The organism is Lachnoanaerobaculum sp. MSX33, assembly GCF_000512995.1.
Taxonomy (GTDB): Bacteria; Bacillota; Clostridia; order Lachnospirales; family Lachnospiraceae; genus Lachnoanaerobaculum.
In genome coordinates this window covers 1-22,038 of sequence record NZ_AZXX01000001.1, presented here as the reverse complement: position 1 = coordinate 22,038, position 22,038 = coordinate 1, and the positions used below count along the sequence as shown (strand labels likewise).

The window sequence follows — 22,038 nt, the reverse complement described above, 5'->3', positions numbered from 1 at the left end:
AATACTCATTCAACTGTCAAGTGTTATTTTAAAATTTATTAAAAATTTTAATCAAAGAAATCAGAGCTTTAAATTTTACAATCTCATATAAGATTATAAATAAAGCTCGGATTTAAATTTTAAAATTTATTATTTATTTTGAAATCTCTCCGCCTGTGACTTTATAAGCTCGGCATCATCAAAGTAGTTTATTCTCATAGCGTTCTTTACTTCCGAAAGTGTATTTGCGGCTTCATTTCTTGCCACTTCACAGCTTTCCTTAAGCATCTCATAGATTGACGGAATATCTTTTTCAAACTCCGCTCTTCTTGCTCTTATAGGTGCCAAAGTCTCTTCCATTATGCTTGCAAGGAACTTCTTTACCTTCATATCTCCCAATCCGCCACGTGTATAATGCTCTTTAAGCTCATCAAGTGACTTATAATCCGGAAGATATTCTGCAAAATGTTCAGGTCTTGAGAAGGCGTCCAGATATGTAAATACCGTGTTACCCTCAAGATGTCCCGGATCGCTTACCTTTATATGTAAAGGATCTGTGTACATAGTCTTTATTGCTGATGCCACCGTATCAGCGTCATCTGAAAGATAGATACAGTTGCCAAGCGACTTACTCATCTTTGCCTTACCGTCCGTGCCCGGAAGTCTCTTTGCCGCATCTTCCTGAGGTATAAGTGCCTCAGGCTCTACCAAAGTCTCACCGTATACAGAATTGAACTTTCTTACTATCTCTCTGGTCTGCTCGATCATAGGAAGTTGATCCTCACCTACAGGCACTGTAGTCGCTTTAAATGCTGTAATATCCGATGCCTGTGATATAGGATATGTGAAAAATCCTACCGGAATACTGTTTTCAAAATTTCTAAGTCCTATCTCAGCCTTTACTGTAGGATTTCTTTGAAGTCTTGAAACTGTAACAAGATTCATATAATAAAATGCAAGCTCTGTAAGCTCCGGTACCATGGATTGTATAAATATATTGGACTTCTTAGGGTCGATACCGCATGCCAGATAGTCAAGTACTACCTCTATAATATTTTGTCTTACTTTTTCAGGATTTTCCATATTGTCGGTGAGTGCCTGAGCATCCGCAACCATGATGAAAATCTTTTTAAATTCTCCTGAATTTTGCAATTCAACTCTTCTTTTTAAAGAGCCGATATAATGTCCCACATGTAACTTTCCCGTAGGACGATCTCCTGTAAGTATTATCTTATCCATTTATAACTTCTCCTTTGTCTCTAAGTATTGCCACCATGATACTTAGGAATATCCATAAAAATGGTGTTACTACAGGTAAGTTCAAATTTACAACAGCCTGAGTGGCATAGCAAATTACTGCAATAGCACATGCATACAAATATGGCAGCATTGTATTGTCTCTAAGATAAAACAGTCTTGTTCTGAGAGCTTCAACACTTGGAAGTATAAGTGCCAGAATATAAGCTATTGTAGCTATAGGTCCAAGAGTGAATAAAAATTGTATATACTCATTATGTGTCGCATCAAAGAACTGACCGGTTACACTTGTCATTTCTTCATTTCTAAGTAAACCGATATATAAGCCGAAAGTATCCGGTCCGCTTCCGAAAATCTTGTGAAGCAACGGGAACTTCATATACTCTTCCACGGCGGCTCTCCATATATAACCTCTGAAAGTACCCCATGAATCGTTAAATACGAAATAATCTGCAAGAGCACCGTACTTTTCTTTAGCAGCAGTTACATCCGAGTTTATCTTCATTCCCATAAATACTATTGCCGCAAATATTATAACAAGTATTGCAAGCCAGATATATCTTAAGCTTCTTAAAAGCGCTTCGTTGTCTCTTCTTTTTTCTTTCTTTCTGTATTCAAGTACATACATGATAATAACTACGATTGCCAAAGCAACAATTATTAAATCCAGATATTTAAAATCACTTATAAAATCGTACAGGCCTGAAATACCGAGCACTTTGCCCGCATAGCTTATATTTATCAGCTGTATTATCTTTATTCCGAGAAGATAAGTAAAAATCGTGAGTATAAATCTTCTTACACCTTCCATGGTTCTGAATGCCACAAAGGGTACAAGACCGAAGAATGCGGCAAGTGTAAGATAACCGTTATCGGAAGTACCCATTGCAAGTGCAATAAAGTTCATAAACATTATCACATAGTAGAAAACTATTTTTCCAATGCTCTCACCTCTGCCGTTGTCACTTTTAAAAGGTGTGGTAATAAACAGAGTTCCTGCGATGGCGATATAAAACGCCAATACCGCGGTATATGTATTTATATTACCGATTGTCGAAGTAAATATCGGCCACTGCTCAGGACTTATTTTCTCCTTAAATCCCAATATGTCCATATTGAAATAATCGGTATATCCAAATAAACATACAGGTATACTTACTGCAAGGAAGACTGTAAAGTAAACCTTGCCGAATGAAAACATGCGACTTACTGTAAAATAAAGTATCACATAGATAGAAATAAGTAAGAGTCCCGAATATCTTCCCTTATCTCCTGTAATGGCTTCCATTATAAATCTTCCTGCAAATGCTGTGGAAAGTGCACTCATCAGCCAGAATATCATTATGCATATATCCCATATGCTGAATTCTTCTTTAAACCATAATGCAAACCCCTTGCTTTTAAGTTTATCAAAGAAGTTTTTGAATCCGCCTGCAAAACCGCATATAACAATCAAAGCCAAAATCATTATTATTGAAAGAGTCAATACCGTATAATATTTTGTCTGCAAGATGTCAAAGTAAAAATCATTGTAGATCAAAGGGAAAATAGTAAACATCGCCATAACCCAAAGTCCGACTATCACATTTGATGCATTCATCAGCTTTCTTTTAGATTTCATATAACCTCCATACCTACAGTCCTAAAAATACCGCTATAGGGTTCATTCTTGATAAAAATACCAAAATCGGGCTGCATTCCAACATTTCCGAAAGATTCGCCCCTGTCTTTGTTGTAGAAAGAGCGATGATAAAAATACATCCGACCCAGAATATTATCAATGCAAAAATAAAACCTGTAAAAGCTCCAAGCAACTGATTGACTCCGCCCAAAACCGGTATCTTGCTTAGAATCTTGTTACCCTTAAACAGTATTCCAAGCACCAACCAAACGAGTACAAATGAACCTATAAAACTTATAGAATTGACAGTCATCTGGGTGACATAGCTTGCAATATAATCCGCAAAAGTATATACTCCAAGCTTATCATATACCTTTCTGTCATCATTTTTCTTCAACACATCTTTTACTTTTGTCGGTACATTCAGCTTATCTATTGCCTTACTTCTTCCCTCGGCATTTGATGAGTCCTCATGCATCTCATTAAGCCCTATTTTTTCATAAATCTTAGTTAATACAAATTGATTTATCTTGGTATTTTGTTGCAACTCATTTCTGAGATATGGATTTACAAAATTCAAAGCAATTACACTTGATATGAGCGCCAGCATTGTAATGGATATTTTTAAAAGGCCCTTCCTATACCCTCGCGCCATCATTCCTATAAAAAACAGTAATATGCCAACCTCCAGAACATTAAAACACATTATATCCTAAAATGCTCCTCTCTTAGAATCAGTCTGCCTTCTTTATCATACTTCGGATTCATAAAGCCGAATATAGCCTTCACAACGCCCGGCCTTTCAGCAAGGTCTGCTGCATGATCTATAAGATTTCTGGCATTCTTTCTGGTCAATGGAGTTTTATCCTCCTTCATATAATCCGCTCTTTCTTCAACAGCATACTTTGCCTTGTTGTAAAGTACGCATTCTATCTCCTTTGCATAACTGAGTGCATAGTTAATAAAATCGTCCACATCCATAGGAGCATTATCTTCACCGTCTTCTTCCTCATCCGCTATATAGATATCTTCATCTTCCTTCTCTTCAATCTGATCAGGCTCTTCATCCAGTATCTCAGCTTTTTCTACTTCTTTATCTTCTTCCTTTACAGGCTGTGATATAACAGGCTCAATCTTAATGGCCTCTTTTTCTTCCTCTTTAACATCAGACTCGGGTTTGTTGTTTGCATGGAAGGTAATGCTGTCCGAGCTTCCGATTTCCTGCATTTCAAACTGGAAATCCTCGCCATATTCCTTCTTTAAAATATTCGCTATGATTTCAAGGTCCGATAATTCTTCAGTACTCTGCGGCTCTTTTTCGGTATCGGCTTCCTCAACAGCTTTCTCCTGTGCCTCCATACTTTCTTCCTTCTCAGGCTCCTTTGCTTTATCCTTCAGCTCAATATTTGCCACAATATTCTTTCTCTTTACAGGAACCTCTTCCTCTCTCATAACAAGACTCATTCCATGCAAAAGATCGTTTGCTTCTATAAGGTTTGCAATGCCTTCGATTGTATCCGCAAATACTACAGTCTCCTTACCGTCTCTGATAAACTCTATGAGTTCCGCAATAGTATTATCATCAAGGTATCCCGCATCAACTATAATAAGATCTTTGCCCTTAATCTTATCAATAGAGTTCATCACTCCTTTTGCATTAAGGCTCTTTGCCTTGATTTTCAATACTGTATGCTTTATCTTTGTAAGTTCATTTACCTCTCTCAACACCTCTATAGCATTTTCAAGAGCCTTTTGTCCTGTTATACCCTCTACCATTATGGAGCCCGGTCTTCTCATCAAATATTCCTTCGGCTCTCTTGATTTTGGCGCTTTTGCTTTCATTACCTTTCCGTGCACAGGTAAATCAACCTCCCTACTTTCATCATTTGCAGCCTCTTCCACACTCTCTTCAATAACAACGGTATCGCCCTCTTCTCCATCTATGGATGAATCCGATTCTGCAATCTCTTCATTTTCCTTTTCCGCTTCCCCTTGAATATCTGTTTCTTCTGTTGTATCCTCTTGAATATCGTTTTCTTCTATCATAACGGTACCTTCATCCTCGGCTTCCACTTCTTTATACTCAGGCTCTATAAAGATTTCCTCAGGTTCTTCACCCTTCTTTACCTTTGTTACAAAAGTTCTTTCTTCCTTTGTGTAATAGATTTCTTCATCATCTACCACTTCCATTGTTGTTTCACTTTTTATACTGCTTTGGACTATATCCTTTTGTTCTTTTCTTTTGGCCATAACAGATGAAACTGTAGGTACACCCATGTCTATTTCATCGTCAAAATAGCTGTTTATTAAATCATCCTTATCAAATATAGGATTCTTCTTTTCCGGGACATAGTTTTCCAATACCTTTGTTGAAGCTGTTTCTGTAACTGTAATATTCTTTACAGGCAGTTCATCAGGTATCTCCTCTATGAAATCATGATCCTCATCACTTTGAGCCGTATTACTTTGAATTACATCACTCTTATTTGCATTGATATTTATCAAATCAATCTTATCATTTTTTTCTTCTTCGATATCCGATTCAACCGCGACATCAGCCTCGTCTACATAGACTTTTTCTACTTCATCAGCATGCTCTATTATATTTTCACTGTCTTCGGTCTGCTCCGCTTTAGAAACCGTATCTTCTAAAACAGGCTCCGCAATGTGTGAATCTTCAGATGTATCGTCATTTTCTGAAGACTTTCTTTCCTCTTCATCGCTTATCCATGTGTTTTGTACTTTGTCCATGCCCTCACGTTCATCTCTGCTTCCGTGAGTTTTTGGAAGTCCCATACTGTCAAAATGATTACTTATTCTGCTTTTTCTTCTTTCACCCATCACCGGTGGAGCATTAAATCTTCCCTGTTTGATTCTCTCCACCCTTTCCATATGTGCTCTGACCTCTTCATCTATCTCTCTCATAGATGCATGATCGCCCTCAGTCTTCATCTTATTCAGATTTTCATTTGTGATTGCTATGGCTCTCTTGAGTTCTATTTCAAATTCCGGGTTCACATTTTCCCCCTTAAATGTTGTTTCTGATATCCTTATTTCGTTTACACCGACAGTCTTTGGAAAAAGCTCAGTATTTATGGAAGCCTCCTCATCGGGAATTTCTTCCTCGTCAATCAGACTTATAGTAGTTCTTTTTTCCTCTCTGGGTTTATATGCACTCATATCATCCAGATTAAGATTCGGATAATTCTCACTTTCATACTGCTTTGCAAGCGAGTTTAATCTGTCCTCATAGAACTCCTTGTTATCAACCTGCTCCTGCTGCTTTGAGCTTAAAGGACAGCCTGTTGACTCCTTCAAAGTCGCGGCCTTTTCCACATACTCACCGACTCCGAATAAAAGCATTATTTCATCACAGGTCTTTATACAATCATCTATTCTTCCTGCCTGAGCATAAAGCTGTGCGAGTTCGTATTTCCACTGCTCGTCCATCTTCTCGATATCACTGTACTTCTCAAGAATTCTAATCTTCTTATGTATGTCTTCACCCTTTGCCACAGCAATATGATATTCCATAAGATATTTTCTGCTGTCTTGAGGTGATATCTCGATATATTCTCTGTAGTAAGCTTCAGCCTCCGCTATATCTCCCTCTTTTATCGCAAGCATGGTAAGCCTGTACAAAGCTCTTTTACCGACCGGTGCTCTGTCATAGGCCAAAAGCAATACCTCTCTGGCTTCCTTATACTCATCGTTTTTTTCATAGACTTCTGAAACGGTTGTCAATAAGCCTGCATTATGAACTCTACTCCAGTCGATTGTATCGGTGATTCTCATGGCAGCCTTGTAGTCACCGCTTTTCACCAATTTATTCAGTTGTTCAACCTTTAAATTAAATTCATATTTATCCATACTTGCACCAAACCTCAAGATTTTTTACTTTTGCACCCTAGAGTGCTCTTCTTCCCTCAAGTGCCCTCAACAGAGTCACTTCGTCAATATATTCCAAATCCCCGCCTACAGGGACTCCGCTTGCTATCCTGCTCACCTCTATACCTGTGGGTTTTACAAGTTTTGCTATATACATTGCCGTAGTCTCACCCTCAAGTGTGGAGTTTGTGGCAATTATAACTTCATCTACATCACCCTCGAGTCTTTTTATCAGTTCCTTCAGCTTAATATCCGCCGGACCTATTCCAAGCATAGGTGAAATTGCCCCGTGTAAAACATGATATACTCCATTATACTTTCCGGTCTTTTCATATGCCGCCAAATCCCTTGTGTTTTCCACTACCATTATGGTCTTATGATCTCTTTTTTCACTGGCACATATAGGACAGACTTCTCCGTCTGTCAAGGTATAGCATTCTTTGCAATAATTCACATTGCCCTTGGCATCTTTTATTGCCCTTGACAATGACTCTACCTGTTCACTTGACATTCCAATTATGTGAAAAGCAAGCCTTTGTGCGGACTTTGCTCCCACCCCCGGCAGCTTTGAAAGTTCCTCTATAAGCTTGCTGATATGACTGCTGTAATAATCCATTAGAATGGCAACTTTCCTGCTCCACCTGCAATGCCGCCCATCAATGCGGAATGCTCTTCTTCCATCTTTCTTAGAGCCTCATTTGTAGCCGCCATTATCAAATCTTCTAACATTTCCACATCGTCAGGATCTACCACTTCTTTATCTATAGATACCTTTGTGACTTCCTTTTTACCTGAAACGGTAATGCTTACCGCACCGCCTCCGGCACTTGCGCTAAACTCCTTACCTTCAAAGGCCGCACTTTGCTCTTCCATCTGCTTTTGCATCTTTTGAGCCTGCTTCATCAACTGATTTATATTACCGGGCATCATGCCTCCACCGAAACCGCCACGCTTTGCCATAAATATCTCCTTACTGTTCTATAATAATGTCTGTGTTTATAACAGATTTTATCTCGTCTATCGAAACATATCTTGTGTTTCTTACAATCTTATTTTCTCTTAAAGAAATCCGGATTGCAATATCTTTTCCGTATTTTTCACTTAAAAATGTACGCAAATCTAAGATTGTCGTCTCCTTATTTCCCATATCGTAAAACATCTTGTTAAAGAAAATAACATCTATACCGCCTTCTTTTACCGGCTCTATCTCAGCTTCCTTATATACACTGCCTGCCTTACCGCCAAGATGTTCCACTATGCTGTTCCATTCTTTCTTTATTGCCATGAAATCATCATAGGTCGCCTTCGGAAGCTCTATGACTTCATCCTCTATCGTGATATCCGCCTTTTCTTCCGGACTTCTTTGTACCGTGTTAACAGGCCTTACTCCCGACTCAAGTCTTGAGAGTCTCTCAAGCACACTGTCCAGATTATCCTCCATCTCAGGAGTCATAAGTCTTATAAATTCAAGTTCCGCCACAACTCTTTTTTGTGTAGCCGTCTTTAATTTATTGGAAAGCTCCGACAAATTTCTAATATACCGCATAAGAGTTTCTTTGGAAACAGTATTTGCTTTTTCTTTTAAATTTTGTAAGTTCTGGTCCGACATGTCAACCAGCGAACTGTCATTTTGTGTGGACTTAAGTATCAGAATATTTCTCAGATACCATAGAAAATCCGTCACAAACTGCCCTATCTCTTTTCCGTCTATTATGGAATTATTCAAAAGATTCAACACTTCTATAGTATTGCCCTCAAGTACTCCGTCCAAAAGCTCATTAAATACGCTTATATCTGAAGCCCCAAGTATATCCAGTACCGCTTCATAGCTTATCTTTTCATTTTGTAAAAACGAAATACATTCATCCAAAAGACTGAGTGCATCTCTCATAGCTCCGTCTGCAGACTTTGCAATATACTCAAGCGCCCTGTCTTCTATATCAACACCTTCACTCTTACACAGGCTCTTTAACCTTTCCGATATGGTGTCGATGCCTATTCTTTTAAAATCATATCTTTGGCATCTTGACAGCACTGTAACCGGCAGCTTATGTACCTCTGTGGTTGCCAGAATAAATATAACATATTGCGGCGGTTCTTCAAGAGTTTTTAAAAGTGCATTGAATGCTCCTGTAGAAAGCATATGCACCTCATCTATAATAAACACTTTGTACTTTCCGAAAGTTGGCGGATATTGTACCTGTTCCTTTATATCTCTTATATTGTCCACACCGTTATTGGAAGCCGCATCTATTTCCACTACATTTATGGAAGCTTCGCTTAATATTGACTTACAGGTTGGGCATTCATTACACGGTCCCGCATCTGTGGGATTTTCACAATTGAGTGCCCTTGCCATTATCTTGGCTATACTTGTTTTTCCTGTACCCCTTGTTCCGCAAAAAAGATATGCATGTGATATTCTTCCGGTCTTTAACTGATTTTTTAAAGTTCTTGTTATAGCTTCCTGACCTACTACCTCATCAAAATTTGAAGGTCGAAACTTCCTATATAATGCTGTATAAGCCATTTGCTTCCTTTCTATTTGTCGCCAAAGCTTATTCCCACAAGTCTTGCCTCTCTTACAAGTGAAGACTCGGGATCTACATATTTTAATTTACCGGCAGACTCATTTAAAGCAATATCTGTAACCTCTGTGCCCTTTAATACCACAAGGCGACCAAACTTTTTTCCAAGTATAAGTTCGGCTCCATGCGCACCAAGCCTTGTAGAAAGAGCTCTGTCATAAGGATTCGGGTCTCCGCCTCTTTGCGTATGTCCCGGAACCGTCACTCTTACATCAACATCTGTCTCGGCACTTAGCATATCTCCTATTTCATAACTTATGGAAGGATATCTGCCTGCATCTTTCAGCTTCTTCTTTTTTAATTCTTTTTTTGAAAGGGCCGCATCTTCCTTTGATATTGCACCCTCTGCCACTGCAAGTATGGTAAACTTCTTGCCTTCCTTTTCTCTTATCTTTATAGCCTCGGCTATTTTTTTGATATCATAAGGTATCTCAGGTATCAAAATGATATCCGCACCGCCTGCAAGACCTGCGTACAGTGTAAGCCATCCCACCTTATGCCCCATTACTTCTACAATAAAGACTCTGCTGTGAGAAGCTGCTGTAGTATGTATACAGTCAATAGCATTTGTAGCTATTTCCATTGCACTTTGAAAACCGAATGTCATATCCGTACCGTAAAGATCATTATCTATAGTCTTTGGAAGTCCGATAACATTCAAGCCCTCTTCACTTAAAAGATTTGCCGTCTTTTGTGATCCGTTTCCACCAAGCACCACAAGACAATCAAGTTTCAACTTTTTATATGTGGACTTCATAGCTTCTACTTTATCCAATCCGTTTTGATCGGGCTCTCTCATAAGTTTGAAAGGCTGACGACTGGTTCCGAGCATAGTTCCGCCCGTTGTCAATATACCCGAAAAATCTGAAGGTTTCATTACTCTGTATTCCTCATACATAAGCCCCTTGTAGCCTTCAAGAAAACCTATTATTTCCACCTCTTTATCAGATTTGTAAAGACTCTTTGCCACACCGCGCATTGTTGCGTTTAAGGCCTGACAATCTCCTCCACTTGTTAGCATACCAACTCTCAGCATATATAACTCCTTTGCACAAAGTCGAAACAAATTCACTGCTTTTGCATTTAAGCATTGTCTTTAATTATAACCTAATTTTATTCATTATACAATAAAAAAAGCCCTTCCCAATAGCTCACTGTCTATCAAGTAGGACCTTCATGCGCCTTCAGGGACTCGAACCCTGGACAAATAGATTAAGAGTCTACTGCTCTACCAACTGAGCTAAAGGCGCTTTTTTATTTTTTTGTGTTCTGTGTTTTTTGAACACTTCGATATAATACAATATATAAAAGTTGTTGTCAACATGTTTTTTAAAAAACTTTGAAATTATTTTTATTTTTCTTTTTATACAGTTAACTAATCTTGCACAACCATTTATTGACTTTATCTATAAATAAACCTATAATTATATTAAAGGAGATAATTTATGGAATTCAGACAATTGGAGGCTTTCGTGGCCACAGCCGAATTAAAGAGTTTTTCACAGGCTGCAAAATATTTATATCTGTCACAGTCAACTATAAGCTCACATGTTCAAAACTTAGAGGATGATTTGGGAAGAAAGCTGCTTTTACGAACTACAAAGTCCATTACTCTTACACCTGAGGGTGAGACATTTCTCTCCTATGCCAGAAAAATAGTGGAGACTAAGGATCAGGCTGTGCTCTCACTGCAGCAGTCATCTAAAAGTATGTTACATATAGGTGCTTCCTCCATACCTTCAGGATATCTTTTGCCGGAAATCATTGCAGGTTTTAAGAAAAAATACCCCGAAATGCACTTCAGTATCTGGCAGGGAAGCAGTGATGAAATTGCGGAACTGCTACTTAGTGACAGCGTTGATATAGCTTTCACCGGCAAAGACATAAGCTCACCGCTTTGTGAGAGCTTGAAAGTATGTCCCGATCATCTTATGCTTGTTACACCTGCCACAGAGGAGTATAAAAAGCTTAAAGAAAGCCGTGCAAAGATATCCGAAATCTTAAAATATCCTATGATCTTAAGATCAAACGGATCAGGCACCCAGTTTGTAGCCAGCAAACTTCTTGAAGGGCTCGGTATAAAGAAAAGCGATTTGAATGTAATTGCACAGACGAATGACCTTGAATCCATACAGCAGATGATAGTTCACGGTATGGGCATAAGTATCTGCTCAAGATTTTCCACTCAGAATTTATTGGATAGCGACAAGGTGATAACATATCCGCTTGATAATGCAAATATGAGACATTTTTCATTACATTATATGAACATAAAAAAATCCCATCCGACAATTAAGCTTTTCCTTGACTATGTACAAAACTTAATAGATGAAGGTATCTACAAATAAAACAAGAGCCGATGAAATCACTTCGATCTCACCGGCTCTTCCATATTCCACCTAAAATGTCATTCTCATCTTATACCAGATAGTATCACCATGATTTGACTGTGATATGCCTTCATCCTTGTAACCGAATTCCTCATAAAATAATCTGAGTCCGTCTTTACAGGTGAGTACAATTCCTTTTCTTCCCCTTGCCTTGGAATCCTCTATTACCTTATTCATCACCTGATTTGCAAGCCCCTGACCTCTGTAAGGCTTTTCCGTAACTACGGAGAATATCATCTGCCAATCCCCGTTTTCTTTATGCATAGAGGCATCATCATACATAATATCGGTAAGGTCCTCTTCATCTGTAGCCATACCGTTTATGAAACTCTTTATAATCCCATCCTCTTCCAGTATCCAAAAGCACTCCGGAAAACTTTCCATTCTCTTTTTTATGCTTTCCCTACCTGCCGCCTCTGCTTTAGGATAAGATGCAGCTTCTATCTCAGCCAGTCTGTCCAAATCCTCCGCTTTTACATGTCTGATCATAACTCCTCCTTTAATTCATATAATATCCTGCGACTTCCGTCATGCAGATATATAATACCGAGCTTTTTAAACCCGTTATTTTCCAAAGCTCTTTGCATTGTGATATTGTCCTCATGTGTATCTATTCTCAACAGTCCGTCTTTCTTTGTAAAATTTATTATTTCTCTTACAATTCCTCTTTCAATTCCATCACTCGCCACTCTATGTATTATTCCATAGTCTTTACCACATGAAAAATCACGCTCATAGCTCTTTTCACGGCCTTTCATAAATGTAAAGCAGGCACAAATATGACCTCCTCTTTCAATTACGTAGCATACTTTATTCTCTATATCGTCTTTTACAAGCTTTTTACTTGGATAAGAATTCTTCCACTGATGTGGATTGCCCGTTGCTCTCATATATTCTCTTGCTTTTTTATATATATCAAGAAGCCTGTTTATATCTGAGAATTTTGCTCTCCTAATATTCATATTCTCTCCATTTAAAAAGACATATTATAGACAAAGCCTATAACATGCCCTATATCTTTATGGTCCTACCGAAACCTTGATTCCAAGCTGTCCATATGGCCAGATAATATCCATTACATCATTGCTTACAGCAACACAACCTGCTGTAGGTACACCTTTTTGATAATTTCCGTGAATCATTATTGCACCGCCAAGTGCTGTATTCCATGGAGGACATACCTTCTTATCAATAGCTGTGTAGATGGCATCCTTTTCTTCCTGTGTAATAATTCCCTGTTCAAATCCTCTGTCGGCTGCCGCCTTATCAGGGTAAGAAAGTCCAAGAGATAAATGATATGCACTCTTATCATTTCTTACACAGATATAATAATCGCCATTCGGAGTTGTTCTGTCCCCCTGCTTTTGCTTTGTTCCGTTTGCTGAAAACTCTCCAAGACTGCATGGCCACTTACCTATTACCTTATTGTCGGCTATAAGTGTAAGCTCCTTGCTTGTCTTGCTTACATAGATTCTTGTGGCAGGCTCACTCTGCTGCGGTGTGTAATTACTTGTAGTTACCTTTCTTACTGTTGCGGCGTATACACTAAAGCTCATCAATCCGATAATCATTGATAAAACAAGTAATGCCACAATGCTTTTTCTCATCTTCATAAAAAACCTTTCTAAAAATATATTTAATTTATAAACATCGCATCCCCAAAGCTGAAAAATCTGTATTTCTCCTTTACAGCCTCCTCATAAGCATGCAATATATTTTCTCTTCCTGCCAATGCGCTCACAAGCATTACCAAAGTTGACTCCGGTAAATGGAAGTTTGTAATAAGAGCATCCAAAACCTTAAACTTATATCCGGGATATATGAAAATATCTGTCCACCCCGACTTTTCTTCCAGATGTCCGTTTTCATCCGCCGCGCTTTCTATAGTTCTGGTACTTGTGGTTCCCACACAAATTACTCTTTTACCGTTTTCTCTTGTACTGTTAATGATATCTGCAGCCTCTTTTGAGATTTGAAAAAACTCGGAATGCATATGATGCTCATTCACATCCGTTACCTTTACCGGCCTGAAAGTACCAAGCCCCACGTGCAGCGTAACCTTTGCAAGTCTGATACCTTTTTTTTCTATTTTCTCAAGCAGCTCCTTTGTAAAATGCAAACCTGCCGTAGGTGCCGCAGCAGATCCCTCATTCTTTGCATATACTGTCTGATATCGGTTTTTATCCTTCAACACATGCGTAATATATGGTGGAAGCGGCATGGTTCCAAGCTTATCCAAGATTTCTTCAAAAATCCCTTCAAACTCAAACTCGATTATTCTGTTACCTTCCTCCACAATATCCACTATTGTTCCTGAAAGTACTCCGTCTCCGAAATCAATCTTCGCTCCGACCTTACATTTTTTTCCGGGTTTTACAAGGCATTCCCAGGCGGTCTTTGACTTTCTCTTTAAAAGAAGTATTTCTATTGCCGCTCCGGTATCCTTTTTTACACCCATAAGTCTTGCAGGTATTACCTTGGTTTCATTAAGTACCAGGCAATCACCCTCATTTAAATAATCTATAATATCGAAAAAATGCTTATGACTGATATCTCCGCTTACTTTATCAAGTACCAAAAGCCTTGAAGAAGCTCTGTCTTCAAGCGGATCCTGTGCTATAAGTTCCTGTGGTAAATCATACCAAAAATCTCTTACATCCATATCAGTTTCCGCTCTTTGTCTCCGATATGGATACATTGGCTTCCTCTTTACTTGTTTCTGTAATACTTTCCACAGTACTTTCCTCAACAGTTGTTTCTGTAGGTTGCTCTGAAGTTTCCACTGCAGCACCGCTCTCATTTGTAGACGCATTTTGCACCCAAATAGAATAAAGTGTTCCAAGCTGTATATCACTTGTTACTGCCGTTGCAAGGTCTTTTCTCATCTGTGCATCAAGAGCAATAATATCTTCCGACTTGGAAACCTCATCCACATACTGCCTCTCTTCAGCAGTCAACTTATCAGTCTCTACCATATAAAAAGCATCCTTAGGCTCTTCTTTTACATATGCCCATGTAAGCATAGGTGCCTTTGTATCAATATCATGGAACTTTACATTTGAACTGATAAATACCACATATGAATTATCCTCATATCCCTTTGTCACATAGGTAACAGTATCATCAAATGATTCGTATACCTTTGCCTCATCTGTAAGTTTTGCCTGCAAATCCGCAAGTCCGTCCTCATCGCTTCTTCCAAAAACATTGTACATTCTTCTGGCATCCGCATTTACTTTTGCATACTGATATGCCTTCACAAGCTCTATAATTCCCGGAATCGGATCCTTTTGCATACCATATGTTTTATAATCCGATAATACTTTTTCCTCTTCAGACATGGTAGACTCGGCAACTGTAGTGGTCTCCTCGGTGCTTACCGCCTTGCTTGTATTGCTGCAGCCCGTAGCAACCGCCATCATCACTGCCATCATACCTATTCCTGTTATTATTTTTTTATTTCTCATAAATGCCTCTTTATAATTAATTTATAACCTTTTGATTTCGGTATTATTTTATCAAATATTATTGCAAAAAGCACCTATCAATTTATTATAAAAAATGATATAATTTTGTAATATTTGTTTGTATCAATAGCGTATTGGATAACGCATCAGACTCCGACTCTGAAGACTGTGGGTTCGAATCCCACTTGATACATTATTTTTTATATGACATATAAGGAGAAATATGTTAAAGAATGAAGTTTTAAAAATCTTATTATCAAATAGCATTCACGTATCCGGTCAAGATATTTCAGAAAGTCTGGGTGTCTCAAGGACTGCCGTATGGAAGGCTATTTCCGCATTAAAAAAAGACGGATACAATATAGAATCCGTCAATAACAAAGGCTATCTTCTTTTGGCAAAAAGCGATATTCTAAATCAAGTGGAAATAGAGCAAAATATAAATTCTTTTAAACTCTCCAATGCACCACAGATAATATATCTGGATGAAGTCGACTCCACCAATAACTATGCCCGACTGATGGCAGACAAGATAAATTCCGACTTCCTTGTAGTAGCCGATATGCAAACTTTGGGAAAAGGCAGAATGGGAAGAAGTTGGAGTTCACCTGCCGGAACCGGTATCTTTATGAGCCTTTGTATAAAGCCTGAAATTGCTGTAGAAAAGGCTTCTATGATCACCCTTGTAACCGCCATCTCCATTTGTGATGCTATAGAAGAGCTTTACCCTATAAGCACCACCATCAAATGGCCGAATGATATAGTCATAAATTCAAAGAAAATATCAGGTATACTTACGGAAATGAGCTCCGATATGGACGGTATAAAATACATTATTTCAGGAATGGGTATAAATGTTAATAATAAGGAATTCCCTGATGATATAAAAGATATGGCATCATCTCTTTTACTGGAAACCGGTATTTTAATGGACAGAGCTAAATTGATTGCAGGTATTATATATCACTTCTATAAGAACTTTAATACTTTTTTAAAAACAGAGGATATGAGCGTACTTAAAGAAAATTATGAAAAGCATTTGGCAAATATCGGTAAAGACGTGAAGATTCTTGACCCTAAAGGTAGTTATCAAGCCGTCGCACTTGGAATCGATGAAACAGGTGCCTTGCTTGTAAATGCCGAAGGAAAAATAAAAAGAATTATCAGCGGTGAAGTCAGCGTACGAGGACTCTATGGTTATATATAAAAAATAACCCTTGTAAAATCAAGGGTTATACTCAAGCTGCTGACGGGACTCGGACCCGTGACCTCCTCACTACCAATGAGGTGCGCTACCACCTGTGCCACAGCAGCATCTATGTAATAGTAGCATAAACACAAATTGCTGTCAATACGATTTGGATGCCCGGGTCTTCAACACTTAGTCATATATATAAACCCTCCAAAGCCTTATAAATAAAGGATTCTTGCTGTTAAATTCTCTTTATTTTATTGTTATATTATGTGATATAATAAAGTATGAAACTTTGGTATGACAAAAAATCACAGGATCCCGCTCCTTCGTACGCTTGATATAATGTACAATCATTACGATGAATATATCTCTCATCTATATGATGCCAGTACTAAGATAGTAAAAAGAGATACCTCTGTATGCTTTTATGACTGTTCAAACTATTACTTTGAAACAAAACCAAATGATGACGACTATGTAGATGCAGTAACCAGTGAGGTAACTAAAAGTTTAAGAAAATATGGTGTAAGCAAAGAACATAGGCCAAATCCTATTGCACAAATGGGATTATTTATGGATAAAGACGGTATACCGCTGTCTATGTGTATTACATCTGGTTCAGATAATGAGCAAACCACTGCTATTCCTTTAGAGCCAAAGCTTATAACTATGTTTAAAGTGAAAAAGTTTATTTATTGTGCTGATGCAGGCTTAGGCTCTTTTAACATAAGGAACTTTAATTCAATGGGCGGTAGAGCTTTTATCGTCACACAATCTATAAATATGCTTTCCAACACCTTAAAAGGAGCTGTTTTTAGTGATATTGACTATCGCTTATTATCTAATGATAAACCGGCAACTATAAAGCAAATGACAGATTTGACAAGTCTAACGCATCACTTTATGAAGATAGAATATATAAGATTATACCTGCTGATAAAGCTTTTGACCTGGGACTATATGAAGAGAAGACGTGCAAGAACGGCACTGTTAGGAAGATTAAGTCAAAGGCCATAATTCCTCAAAAGATTATTGTATCATTCTCAAGAAAGATGATGGAATACCAAAGATTTGTACGTAATCGTCAGATTGAAAGAGCAAAAAAACTCCTTACAAACATAGACCCTGAAGCCTATAAAAAAGGAGCAAATGACATAACACGTTTTATAAAGCGAACTACAACTACACGTTCAGGCGAGGAAACTGTAGATACATATGAGCTTAATCTTGATGTTATCAATGAGGAAGAGAAGTATGACGGATTCTATGTAGTGGCAACGAATCTTAACGATTTGGCCAAGTATATCTTAGATATCAGCTCAAACAGATATAAAATAGAAGACTGCTTCAGAGTAATGAAAACCAATTTCTCAGCCAGATCTGTATTTCATCAAAAGAGAGAGCGTATAGTCGCACACTTTATGATCTGTTATACAGCACTCCTTATATATAGACTTCTGGAAAAGAAACTTGATATGTATGGAACATGCTTTACTGTAGACAGTATTATAAAAACTCTAAGCAACATACAAGTAGCTAACTTAGAAGATGTATGCTATATGTCGACATATAATAATTCCCAAGTTCTAACGGCATTAAATGCTATAATGGACCTTGGGTTAGACAAAAAATAATACCAGCCAAAAGATTTAAATAAAAAAATAAAAAAAATTTCAACCTAGACGTTCCATACAACATTTTTTGCAAAGAAGAAAAAAGTGGCTAAAACCTTGTAAATACAGGATTTTAAGCCACTTTTCCACTGTCCAACTGTTGAAGATGTGATTATACTTTTTTATTCTGGTCAAGTCAAGGAAGGAGGACAAACTTATTTATTTCGGGACAAACTTATATGTTACTACAAAGTGTGCGCTCTTACCTTTATTTCTTCCACCGTTTTCAGTTACTACCACTTCAAGTGAAGTGCTGAATCCGTTCATAATGTCTTCTTTTGTAACTATATGAGAAGCCGATTCCGAACCTATATCAGGCTTTGTATCTTCTTCCTCCATTCTTGCAGAAAAAGAAATATTGTCACCTACAGCCACTTCCATCTCTCCTTTAGCTCTTTCACCGTTGATTCTTATATCATATGACCACTCATGTCCGATATTATTGTCGTCGGTTCTGTTCCAATCAGTAATCACCTGCATCAATCTCTTATCTACATCCTTATGCTCTTCAACGCTTATATCAAAAGAATTTTCAATACCGTTTGATGTTTTTGCGGTAATTGTTGTCACACCGCCACCTAATGCTGCAATATTACCTTCCCTGTCAACAGTAGCAACCGCCTCATTACTTGAAGTCCAAACAACTGTTTTATCCTGTGTATTCTCAGGTGAGATAATTGCTACAGCCTGCCAAGTATCTCCAACATTCATAACGTTTTTTATTTCAACAAAACTTATTGATTGTGCCGTTACAGGTGTCTGAGTCTCCTGTGTACTTTCAACAGCGGTACTCTCCTGTGACATACTTTCACCGCTTGTATCATCTTGTGAAGGCATTTCCCTTACAATTTCAGTTGTACCGGTTATATCACCGGGCTTTTCTTTTTTTGTTCCGACACGAATAAGAATACCCCAAAACAATATCAATATTACCGCTTTTGCCACATTATTAAGCTTCTTACTTCTTGCAACAAGTATAGTTAGCGGTATTGGAAAAAAACACATCCAACCGAGCACCCACAGCCATAACTTACTCTTTTTTCTTGGAGCCTGAGTATTTCTTTCAATATTACCTCTAGTTACACTGTTATCATTTCTGTTTACACAACCGCAGTATTGACAGACCAAAGCATCATTATCTATAAACTTTTTACAATTTCTGCAAATTTTCATATCTCATTCCTCAGTATCTAAAATTCAACCCTCTTTACCGGCTTTAAACCGCCTGTTTTTTTAAAGCTCATATTACACTTAAACATTTCTATAGTATCGGAGGCATCTATTCCGCTAAAGCTTATCTGTTCAAATCTCTTTCTGTCTATAAGAACAGAAAGCACTGTATCCTCGTATTCATTTCCGATTATAGGCTGAACTTTATCCACGACATGAATAACTACACTATCTATAGGTAATAACGCAAATACTTCTCTCGCTGTTCTTAAAACACAGCTGCAAATATAGTCTTGAGCTATATCATAGTGCATTGTCTTCGTCATCTTTTTTGAAGACAACTTTCCTGTCTTTGTAATCTCTAAAACGTGATTAGGCACCACTTTATCAGTCTTTGCGTGAAACTCCACTTCTAAAATATTAGGTATATCTGTACCTATATTAAAGTCACTTCCGTAATCCAATATCTCATCAAACGGATGCATTTCAGAAACAACATAAAAATAACTGTCAATCTCCCCTGACAGAACTTGTGTTGCAAGCTTTTTCATATTTTCCCAATCCTCATATACTTGCTTATCTTCCTCTCGGGCAGCCAAAACAGCGTCATTAAGCTTTTTCATTTTATTGTTATGCGCAGCAGGTATAAGTTTCCCTATAAATCCCGGCTTGGCATCATGTAAACTTCTAAGTGCCTCTTCCTCATGCGGGCCCGGTAACATATTGTTGAACGGCTCAGGTTTATTTTTCAGTGAAATCCAGTCTATTGTCTCACTACATTCTTCATGAATGGAACGTATCATATCAAGAAGTTCGTTAAAATCATCTACCATTTCACAATTTCTGTTATATTCTTCTTCTTTTTGTTGCTGTACTTGAATCGCTCTTTGTGCTTTTACACATGCACCTGCCCTACTTCTTTTAGACCTGCCACCTCCACTTGAGCTGACATACGATATTCCTGTACCGGGAATTCCTACAGAAGCGGTTCTTCTTCCACTTGAATGAACTGTATAATGCAGACCTCTCGTTCCAAAAGAAACACCTACACCTGTTTTCCCGAAGTTTAACTTCATACCTTTGCAAATCCTAATACTTTTCCTAAAACGTAATCCCATTTATTTCCCCATCTACTAATAATTTTAAGAAAATTATATCATCCGGCAATTTATTCCTCAATATTTCTTTTGTTTTTTGTAATAAATATGGATAAAAAGTTTATTTCAACTATTCATCATTGAAATAAAAAAGATAGGATTTTTTCAAACCCTATCTTCTAAAACTACACAAACCCATTAAAGGTTTTACACTTCAATAAAATCTAAGCAATTATATAAGATTATACTCTCGCAACAATTCTTTTCTGTACTCCCTATCTTCGCTTGCCTTAAGAATCTTTTCTATATTTCTTTCTCTTGCTAAAATACCGTTTAGCCTGGACACTAAATCTTCACCCTGATCTACACCCAGTATCCTGCCTGCCTTCTTCTCTACCGATCAAAATGCCCTTTTTAACTCCGATTTCCTCTATTTTATCCAATGCCTCACACATTGCCACATTTCTCCATTTTAATTTGATTTTTGTGTTGCATACTCATTTGTATGCTCACATACACATTATATCACAAGTATTTAATACTTTATTAATTTACTACATAAAATAATATAAATCTATCTCTAAACTCCAGTTATTTACTGTCTCTTAGTATTTTCTATCTTATATATGTTCAATAAAAATGGAATAGAAAATTCTGTCATATTTTTTATAAAAGTATTGACTATATATATATATATATATAATGTACTAAAGGATTTTAAGGAGGTACATTATGGCTAAGTATACAATACGTCTAAAAGACAGACAAACCGGCAAAGTACAGAATGTTCTTATTGATGCTAAGAATATCCAAGAGGCAAAGGCCAAAGCTATGGCAACATATGGAACAGCTTACGAGGTTTTATAATTTTCTGTCTGTTTAATTTATTCTGAAACAATCACTTGAGACTGTAGCATTTAATTACTTGTTACAGTCTTATATTCTTATATTACTAAGGAGTATAATACAATGGACAATAAACAAGAAATGTTAGATTGTATAACAGGTTATGTTCCTGCGCTAATGAATGCTTCCGGGTATAGCGTCATACCCTATTACAATCTAGATAACAATACTATTTCCAGAATAAAAGAATACTTTTCATATGATATATCCGGTGATGATATAGTCGCTCTTATATCAACATCAGTTATGGATCCCGGAAAAACAGGACTTGTATTTACTACATCTGCTGTATACACCAGAGATTGGGGATTTTTTCCTGATACTGACGAAAACTGGTATTGGGATGCCGACGATGCAACTTTCAGTTCATCAAACGATTTTGAGGTATATGTATTACAACTTATTATGAAAGATTTGTTTGATATTTCAATGAATGGGATTGTTGAAGGATTTAAAGATGTAACAAATGCTACAAAAGATATTGCGCAGGGATTTAAAGACCTATTTGATGCACTTGGTAATCTTGACAAATGATCTTATTAGAAGTAAAGATGCTGTTATTTAGCGATTAAACTCGTAATATTTCAGCATCTCTTTCTACTATTTATATATGGCTTTTAACCTCTAACTTTCCCCTTCAATATCCTGTTTGCATTTTCGGGTCTTCAACAACAACACTTAGTCATATATATAAACCCTCCAAAGCCTTATAAATAAACCTAGATTATTCATGCCAACACCATGAAAGTGGCTGAAAGTCACATTATTACTATGTTTTTACTAAATATTACCCTTCACTTATCAAGT

19 protein-coding genes, 3 tRNA genes and 1 pseudogene are annotated in these 22,038 nt (G+C 37.4%); 6 read left to right on the top strand and 17 right to left on the bottom strand.

The genetic code is table 11. The annotated features are described in order from the left end of the window. Positions 1-129: 129 nt before the first annotated feature. The 9 genes from trpS to HMPREF1495_RS00070 form a co-directional block, all read right to left on the bottom strand. Positions 130-1,218 carry a tryptophan--tRNA ligase gene (gene trpS / locus HMPREF1495_RS00110; protein WP_034211048.1) on the bottom strand — a complete coding sequence of 363 codons (1,089 nt, stop codon included), beginning with the start codon at positions 1,216-1,218 and terminating at the stop codon, positions 130-132. Then, a complete protein-coding gene (locus HMPREF1495_RS00105; RefSeq protein ID WP_034211046.1) occupies positions 1,211-2,857 on the bottom strand; it encodes an O-antigen ligase family protein in 1,647 nt (548 codons plus the stop codon). The genes trpS and HMPREF1495_RS00105 overlap by 8 nt, the downstream gene beginning before the upstream one ends. Positions 2,858-2,870: 13 nt before the next feature. Next, positions 2,871-3,467, bottom strand: a complete 597-nt coding sequence (locus HMPREF1495_RS00100; protein WP_242832816.1) for a CvpA family protein — start codon at positions 3,465-3,467, stop codon at positions 2,871-2,873. 95 nt (positions 3,468-3,562) lie between these two features. After that, the gene (locus tag HMPREF1495_RS00095) at positions 3,563-6,727 is read right to left on the bottom strand and encodes a tetratricopeptide repeat protein (RefSeq protein WP_034211042.1); all 3,165 of its coding nucleotides are present in this window, start codon (positions 6,725-6,727) and stop codon (positions 3,563-3,565) included. A 37-nt stretch (positions 6,728-6,764) separates the two neighbouring features. Next, positions 6,765-7,361, bottom strand: a complete 597-nt coding sequence (gene recR / locus HMPREF1495_RS00090; protein ID WP_007594776.1) for a recombination mediator RecR — start codon at positions 7,359-7,361, stop codon at positions 6,765-6,767. After that, complete coding sequence (locus HMPREF1495_RS00085; protein ID WP_034211039.1) at positions 7,361-7,705, bottom strand: YbaB/EbfC family nucleoid-associated protein; 345 nt, start codon at positions 7,703-7,705, stop codon at positions 7,361-7,363. The genes recR and HMPREF1495_RS00085 overlap by 1 nt, the downstream gene beginning before the upstream one ends. Before the next feature lie 10 nt (positions 7,706-7,715). Then, positions 7,716-9,275, bottom strand: coding sequence for a DNA polymerase III subunit gamma/tau (dnaX, locus tag HMPREF1495_RS00080; RefSeq protein WP_034211037.1), 1,560 nt, complete (start codon positions 9,273-9,275; stop codon positions 7,716-7,718). Between the two features lie 11 nt (positions 9,276-9,286). After that, complete coding sequence (locus HMPREF1495_RS00075; protein ID WP_007594782.1) at positions 9,287-10,369, bottom strand: 6-phosphofructokinase; 1,083 nt, start codon at positions 10,367-10,369, stop codon at positions 9,287-9,289. A 141-nt stretch (positions 10,370-10,510) separates the two neighbouring features. After that, a tRNA-Lys gene (locus tag HMPREF1495_RS00070) sits at positions 10,511-10,583 on the bottom strand. A gap of 195 nt (positions 10,584-10,778) precedes the next feature. Between HMPREF1495_RS00070 and HMPREF1495_RS00065 the strand changes: the two genes are divergently transcribed. After that, positions 10,779-11,681 (top strand): selenium metabolism-associated LysR family transcriptional regulator, encoded by a 903-nt coding sequence (locus HMPREF1495_RS00065; protein WP_034211035.1) that lies wholly within the window; start codon positions 10,779-10,781, stop codon positions 11,679-11,681. Positions 11,682-11,732: 51 nt separating this feature from the next. Here HMPREF1495_RS00065 and HMPREF1495_RS00060 read toward each other — a convergent pair whose 3' ends face one another. Genes HMPREF1495_RS00060 through HMPREF1495_RS00040 form a run of 5 tightly spaced genes read right to left on the bottom strand, consistent with a single transcriptional unit; the run spans position 11,733 to position 15,190 of the window. After that, entirely contained in the window at positions 11,733-12,212 is a 480-nt protein-coding gene (locus tag HMPREF1495_RS00060; protein WP_007594787.1) for a GNAT family N-acetyltransferase, read from the bottom strand. Continuing rightward, positions 12,209-12,685, bottom strand: a complete 477-nt coding sequence (locus HMPREF1495_RS00055; protein WP_034211032.1) for a GNAT family acetyltransferase — start codon at positions 12,683-12,685, stop codon at positions 12,209-12,211. Before HMPREF1495_RS00055 ends, HMPREF1495_RS00060 begins: the two co-directional genes overlap by 4 nt. 57 nt (positions 12,686-12,742) lie before the next feature. Next, positions 12,743-13,336: a L,D-transpeptidase family protein gene (locus HMPREF1495_RS00050; RefSeq protein ID WP_034211030.1), complete on the bottom strand. Its 594-nt coding sequence runs from the start codon at positions 13,334-13,336 to the stop codon at positions 12,743-12,745. A 23-nt stretch (positions 13,337-13,359) separates the two neighbouring features. Next, the gene (gene queA / locus HMPREF1495_RS00045) at positions 13,360-14,385 is read right to left on the bottom strand and encodes a tRNA preQ1(34) S-adenosylmethionine ribosyltransferase-isomerase QueA (RefSeq protein WP_034211028.1); all 1,026 of its coding nucleotides are present in this window, start codon (positions 14,383-14,385) and stop codon (positions 13,360-13,362) included. 1 nt (position 14,386) lies between these two features. Continuing rightward, positions 14,387-15,190: a hypothetical protein gene (locus HMPREF1495_RS00040; protein WP_034211025.1), complete on the bottom strand. Its 804-nt coding sequence runs from the start codon at positions 15,188-15,190 to the stop codon at positions 14,387-14,389. 120 nt (positions 15,191-15,310) lie between these two features. Between HMPREF1495_RS00040 and HMPREF1495_RS00035 the strand changes: the two genes are divergently transcribed. Then, a tRNA-Arg gene (locus HMPREF1495_RS00035) sits at positions 15,311-15,383 on the top strand. Between the two features lie 30 nt (positions 15,384-15,413). After that, entirely contained in the window at positions 15,414-16,397 is a 984-nt protein-coding gene (locus HMPREF1495_RS00030) for a biotin--[acetyl-CoA-carboxylase] ligase (protein WP_034211023.1), read from the top strand. Positions 16,398-16,431: 34 nt separating this feature from the next. Here HMPREF1495_RS00030 and HMPREF1495_RS00025 read toward each other — a convergent pair. Then, positions 16,432-16,504 (bottom strand) — tRNA-Thr (locus tag HMPREF1495_RS00025). Between the two features lie 196 nt (positions 16,505-16,700). Here HMPREF1495_RS00025 and HMPREF1495_RS14370 point away from each other — a divergent pair. Beyond that, a pseudogene (locus HMPREF1495_RS14370) lies at positions 16,701-18,019 on the top strand (IS1634 family transposase); the annotation flags it as partial. Between the two features lie 198 nt (positions 18,020-18,217). Here the strand turns inward: HMPREF1495_RS14370 and HMPREF1495_RS00015 are convergent. Next, on the bottom strand, positions 18,218-19,231 hold the full coding sequence (locus tag HMPREF1495_RS00015; protein ID WP_034211021.1) for an Ig-like domain-containing protein: 1,014 nt from the start codon (positions 19,229-19,231) through the stop codon (positions 18,218-18,220). A gap of 17 nt (positions 19,232-19,248) precedes the next feature. After that, positions 19,249-20,346: a DUF4236 domain-containing protein gene (locus HMPREF1495_RS00010; protein WP_034211019.1), complete on the bottom strand. Its 1,098-nt coding sequence runs from the start codon at positions 20,344-20,346 to the stop codon at positions 19,249-19,251. A gap of 711 nt (positions 20,347-21,057) precedes the next feature. On the opposite strand from HMPREF1495_RS00010, the gene HMPREF1495_RS14175 reads away from it, so the two are divergent. Next, on the top strand, positions 21,058-21,192 hold the full coding sequence (locus HMPREF1495_RS14175) for a hypothetical protein (protein ID WP_007594806.1): 135 nt from the start codon (positions 21,058-21,060) through the stop codon (positions 21,190-21,192). Positions 21,193-21,294: 102 nt separating this feature from the next. Continuing rightward, positions 21,295-21,765, top strand: coding sequence for a hypothetical protein (locus HMPREF1495_RS00005; protein ID WP_034211017.1), 471 nt, complete (start codon positions 21,295-21,297; stop codon positions 21,763-21,765). Positions 21,766-22,038 lie beyond the last annotated feature (273 nt).